The organism is Mesorhizobium sp. M7A.F.Ca.MR.362.00.0.0 (genome assembly GCF_004023175.1).
GTDB lineage: Bacteria > Pseudomonadota > Alphaproteobacteria > Rhizobiales > Rhizobiaceae > Mesorhizobium.
This window is the reverse complement of sequence record NZ_RZTF01000414.1, coordinates 1-5,484: the sequence shown is the minus strand read 5'-3', so window position 1 is coordinate 5,484 and position 5,484 is coordinate 1. Positions and strand designations below refer to the sequence as shown.

Here is a 5,484-nt window from a genome sequence, read left to right as displayed (position 1 = left end):
AGGCTGAATCCTGGATCACGCCCGAGAAACCTTCCGACAGGCCGAGCGCCTGGCGCATCCAGTCGACGGTGCGCGTTTCGAGTTCGGTCGCTGCCGGTGACGTCTGCCACAGCATGCATTGCGCGGCCATCGCCGAAACCAGATATTCCGCCACCACCGAGACCGGCGCCGCATTGGCCGGGAAATAGGCAAAGAAGCGTGGATGCTGCCAATGCGTCATTCCCGGCAGGATCTTCTCTTCGAAGTCGGCGAAGATCCGGTCCATCGGCTCGGCGTCTTCGGGCGGAGAAGCCTCAATGCTTCGAAAAATGTCGCCCGGTTCGACCAGCGGCCGCACCGGCCGCTCGCGTAGCGTATTGCGGTAGTCGGCGCCCCAGTCGGCGGCGCGGCGCGACCATTGCCGGAAATCATCGTTGTTCATCCTGTCCTCCCGACATGATCCACCGCCACCATCCATCGCGGCTGGTCTCTTTATTAATTAACGCGTGAAATAGATGCAACCGACAACGGATGCCGCACGCCTCAGCCCGGGAAATCCGGCAGGCTGGCAAAGGCCGTCTTCAGCGCATTCGACCAGCCGTCGGAGATCGTGCGGTAATACTGGTCGTCCTGGCCGATCCGCTTCTTCAATCCGACCTTGAAGGCGTCCTTCTCCAGGAACAGCAGGTCGAGCGGCAAGCCGACGGACAGGTTCGACTTCAACGTCGAATCGAACGACACCAAAAGCAGCTTCACCGTCTCGGCGAGGCTCATCGTCTTTTCGTAGGCGCGGATGATGATCGGCTTGCCGTATTTGGTCTCGCCGATCTGGAAAAACGGCGTGTCATCGGTCGATTCGATGAAATTGCCTTCGGGATAGATCATGAACAGGCGCGGCTCGCTGCCCTTGATCTGGCCGCCGAGGATGAAGGACGCATTGAAATAGGAATCCGCCTTCTCGCCGGCGGGTGACGAATTGGCGATGACCTCCTTGACCGTGTCCCCAACAATGCGGACCGTTTGGTACATCGACGGCGTTTCGAGCAGCGTGGAATGTCTTTCGGAGATCGCCTTGGTGCGCTCGTCAAGCAGGCTGACCACGGCCTGCGTCGTCGCCAGATTGCCCGCCGACATCAAAACGATGACGCGCTCGCCCGGCTCTTCCCAGACATGCATCTTGCGAAAGGTAGAGATGGAATCCATGCCTGCATTGGTGCGCGTGTCCGACATGAACACGAGCCCGCGATCGATCTTCAGGCCAACGCAATAGGTCATGGAATCTCTTCTAGAGCAATTCCAGGAAAAGTGTGAAGCGGTTTTCCGTCCGGAATTGCGTTAAAACAAGGGGATAGAGCGGTTCGGCGTTTCCTTGAAACGATGAATCGCTCGGCAGCAATCTTGCGAGGATTACTGCTCCACCGTGACGGTGACCGCAAGCTGTTCTTCCGCCTGTCCCAGCCGAATTCCCGACACCGGCGTGGCGTCGCGGTAATCGCGGCCCGTTGCCACCTTTACATAACGCTCGTCGGGTGAAATGCCATTGGCGGCATCGAAGGCAACCCAGCCGAGACCCGAAACATGCGCCTCGGCCCAGGCATGGCTGGCCGCCTGCTCGACCGTGGCTTCCAGCATCAGATAGCCGCTGACATAGCGGGCCGGAAAGCCCATGGCACGCGCCGCGGCGGCAAAGATATGGGTATGATCCTGGCAGACCCCAGTTTTCAGCGCCAAGGCTTCCTCCGCCGGCGTCGTCGCACTGGTGGTGCCGGGCGTGTAGACAACGCGCTCGCCGATGACAGCCATCAGCCGGTGCAGCCTTTCGATGTCGCTGCCCTTGCCGACCGATGCGGCGAGTTCGCGGATACCGCTGCCGATCACCGTCAATGGCGTCTCATGGCTGTACAGCCAGAGCGGCGTAAAGCCCTGGTGCGGCCCCGAGACACCCGCGGTGTCGCGTGTCACCACTTCGCCTGATGCTTCCACCGTGATGAAGTCGCGCTCGCCCTCGACGCTTAGCAGCCTTGTGTCATTGCCGAAATGGTCGACAAAGCGAACTTCTTCGCGCGCGCCTTCGATGGTCAAGGCCCAGGACAGAACGGTCTGCGTCGACCCGCTGACCGGAAGCAGCCGCAGCCGCTGCAACAGATAGTGCACCGGCGCGTCGTAGCGGTATTCGGTCCGATGGGTGATCTTCAGCCGCATGCTTCTATTCCGTTTGTGAGCACGATCTCCGGACAAACGGTTTCATTTGTCTGAGAAAACCGGCTCCCACCTTTCGGGACCATGCTCAATTGAACCGGTAATTTTTTGCGATCTCTTCGCCCAGCTTGGTGTTGTCGCGAATGAAATTCGCCAGGAACTCATGCAGCCCGGCGTCGAATATGCCCTTGATCGACCCGGCTCTCAGCATTGTCTGCGTCTTCTCGGCCGTTGCGTGGCAGGCATGGCGTTCGCCGTAATCGTCGCCAAGGAATTTCAGGTGCTCCGACAGGAAGCGATAGCAGAACATCAGCGAACGCGGCATGCGGACATTGAGGATCAGATAGTCGGCAATGTTGGTCGGCTTGTAATCGGCGTCGTAGACCCAACGGTAGGAGCGATGCGCCGAGACCGAACGCAGGATCGATTCCCACTGATAATTGTCGAGCGTCGAGCCGACCCAGGAGATCGACGGCAGCAGCACATAATATTTCACGTCGAGGATGCGCGCCGTGTTGTCCGCGCGCTCGACATAGGTGCCGAGCTGCGAGAAGTCGAAGATTTCGTTGCGCAGCATGGTGCCGTAGAACGAGCCGCGGATCAGCGCCGTCTCGCGCTTGATGGCGTCGAGTACGCTGGGCAGGTCGCGCTCGTCGATCGGCTTGGCCAGCATCCGCTTCAGCGACATCCAGGCTTCGTTGATGCTTTCCCAGGTTTCGCGCGTCAGCGCGGTACGCACCATGCGGGCATTGTTGCGGGCCGTCTCGATCGACGCCATCGTGCTCGACGGGTTCGACGTGTCGCGCAACAGGAAGTCGGCGACGTTGGCCGCGGTATAGTCAGAATATTTCTGGCTGAAGGTGACGTCGGAACCGGCGCTGAGCAGCACCGAATTCCACTCTTCCGAGGCACTCTGGGTACGAGTCAGCGCCATGCGCAAACCGGCATCGACCAAGCGCGCCATGTTCTCCGCCCGCTCGATATAGCGATTCATCCAGTAAAGCCCGTTGGCGGTGCGGCCGAGAAGCATATCAACGTGCCCCGATTTTGAGCGAGTAGCGAGTAGCGAGTAGCGAATAGGGAATGCGTCTCATGATTGCTGCGTCCCCCTGCTCGTCTCAATCATCCAGCACCCAAGTATCTTTCGTCCCGCCGCCTTGCGAGGAATTCACGACCAGCGAGCCTTCCTTCAGCGCGACACGCGTGAGGCCGCCCGGCACGATCTGGATGCGGTCGGAGACCAGCACATAAGGCCTGAGATCGACATGGCGCGGCGCCAGCCCCTTTTCCGTCAGGATCGGGCATGTCGACAGCGCCAGCGTCGGCTGGGCGATGTAATTCGAAGGTTTTGCCTGGAGTTTCTTGGCAAAGGTCTCGCATTCCTTCTTGGTCGCAGCCGGCCCGACCAGCATGCCGTAGCCGCCGGAACCATGGACTTCCTTGATCACCAGCTCGTCGATGTGCTCGAGCACGTATTTCAGGCTGTCGGGCTCCGAGCAGCGCCAGGTTGGGATGTTGCCCAGGATCGCCTTGCGGCCGGTGTAGAATTCGATGATCTCGGGCATGTAGGAATAGATCGCCTTGTCGTCGGCGATGCCGGTGCCCGGCGCATTGGCGATGGTGATGTTGCCGGCCCGATAGACATCCATGATACCGGGTATGCCAAGCGCCGAATCCGGTCGGAAGGTCAGCGGATCGAGGAAGGAATCGTCCACGCGTCGGTAGAGCACATCGATCTGCTTGTAGCCTTCGGTCGTGCGCATCGCGACATGGCCGTCGACGACGCGCAGATCCTGGCCTTCGACCAGCTGCACGCCCATCTGGTCGGCGAGGAAGGCGTGTTCGAAATAGGCGGAGTTGAAGCTGCCGGGCGTCAGCACCGCAATGGTCGGCGCGCCCTTGGTGCTTTGCGGCCGCACCGCCGCCAGCGACTGGCGCAGAAGCTGCGGGTAGTTTTCCACCGGCCGTACCTTGATCTTCTGGAACAGCTCGGGGAACAGCTGCATCATCGTCTCGCGGTTCTCCAGCATGTAGGAGACGCCCGACGGTGTGCGCGCATTATCCTCCAGCACGTAGAATTCGTCCTCCGAGATGCGGACGATGTCGACGCCGATGATGTGGGTGTAGACGCCGGCCGGCGGCCTGACCCCGATCATCTCCGGCAGGAAGGCCTCGTTCCTGGCGATCAATTCCCTGGGGACGCGCCCTGCGCGCAGGATTTCCTGGCGGTGGTAGATGTCGTCGAGGAAGGCGTTTAGCGCCTGCACGCGCTGCTCGATGCCCTGCGTGAGGCGCCGCCATTCATTGCCTGAAATGATGCGTGGAACGATATCGAACGGGATCAGCCGCTCGGAAGCTTCCTGCTCGCCATAGACGGCGAAGGTGATGCCGGTCTTGCGGAAGACGCGTTCGGCGTCCTGCATCTTCTCGGTCAGCCTGGCCGGATCCTGCTCCTTCAGCCAGCGATCATAAGCCGAATACGGTCTTCTCAATCCGGAGACTTCCGGAAGCATTTCATCGAACGCTGCCAATCGCATACTCCCCTGTGACGCCATTTCACTGACGTCGCCGGAGAAAATCAAGCGCAATCGGTGATTTGGGAGATACGGGCGATCAGTATGTTGCGCCTGCCTAAAATTGAGGCAGGTGAAATATGACCTTGATCAGCCTTTGCCTCGTGCCCGGGCAAATGCGTTTCCAGGCTAGAAAGCGCGAAACGTGACGACGGTGAACGTGTCCTTGATGCCGGGGAGAATCTGCACCTTCTCATTGACGAAATGGCCGACGTCTTCCTCGTCGTCGACGTAGAATTTGGCGAGCAGATCGTAATTGCCGGCGGTGGAGTAGATTTCCGAGGCGATCTCGGCATCGGCAAGCGCGCTGGCAACCTCATAGGATTTGCCGAGCTCGCATTTGATCTGCACGAAAAACGCCTTCATGGCTTCGTCCCGCTAAACGTCCAAGTCCAGCGGCCCTTCTGGCAGACTGGAGGCGGGCTTTCAAGCGCTGGAATGAATGCTCAGCCGGCTCGGGCCTAGGCTACCGCCTGCTGCAACTCCGCCACTGGCGTGGAACTTGTCACCGATCGCCAGTGAATATTCGCAATCGCTGAAACCGCGATGCGCTGCCAAGCGTATGTTATGATGTGTCTTCGGACAGCAGCATTTCGAGGGAAGATATTTCGCGGGATAACGGAGACAGGCCATGCGCCGCGCCTTTTTCGCAATCGCAGTCGTTCCATTCCTCTTCGCGTCGTCGGTATTGGCCGGCGATGCCGAGATCAAGGCGGGCCAGTCCGTCATCGAC

The 5,484-nt window shown here is 60.0% G+C and carries 6 protein-coding genes; all 6 read right to left on the bottom strand.

Annotation, left to right across the window (positions count from 1 at the left end):
• A partial coding sequence (locus tag EOC06_RS31670) for a pyridoxal-dependent decarboxylase (RefSeq protein WP_245470256.1) occupies positions 1 to 421 on the bottom strand: 421 nt, incomplete at its 3' end.
• A 101-nt stretch (positions 422 to 522) separates the two neighbouring features.
• Positions 523 to 1,254, bottom strand: coding sequence for a peptidase (locus tag EOC06_RS31665; RefSeq protein WP_013531816.1), 732 nt, complete (start codon positions 1,252 to 1,254; stop codon positions 523 to 525).
• 132 nt (positions 1,255 to 1,386) lie between these two features.
• Positions 1,387 to 2,181 carry a transglutaminase family protein gene (locus tag EOC06_RS31660; RefSeq protein WP_127273300.1) on the bottom strand — a complete coding sequence of 265 codons (795 nt, stop codon included), beginning with the start codon at positions 2,179 to 2,181 and terminating at the stop codon, positions 1,387 to 1,389.
• Positions 2,182 to 2,266: 85 nt separating this feature from the next.
• The gene (locus tag EOC06_RS31655; protein ID WP_128309639.1) at positions 2,267 to 3,208 is read right to left on the bottom strand and encodes an alpha-E domain-containing protein; all 942 of its coding nucleotides are present in this window, start codon (positions 3,206 to 3,208) and stop codon (positions 2,267 to 2,269) included.
• Positions 3,209 to 3,296: 88 nt separating this feature from the next.
• Positions 3,297 to 4,709: a circularly permuted type 2 ATP-grasp protein gene (locus EOC06_RS31650; RefSeq protein WP_023812984.1), complete on the bottom strand. Its 1,413-nt coding sequence runs from the start codon at positions 4,707 to 4,709 to the stop codon at positions 3,297 to 3,299.
• Between the two features lie 171 nt (positions 4,710 to 4,880).
• Positions 4,881 to 5,117, bottom strand: a complete 237-nt coding sequence (locus EOC06_RS31645) for an Lrp/AsnC family transcriptional regulator (protein ID WP_010909609.1) — start codon at positions 5,115 to 5,117, stop codon at positions 4,881 to 4,883.
• Between the last annotated feature and the right edge of the window lie 367 nt (positions 5,118 to 5,484).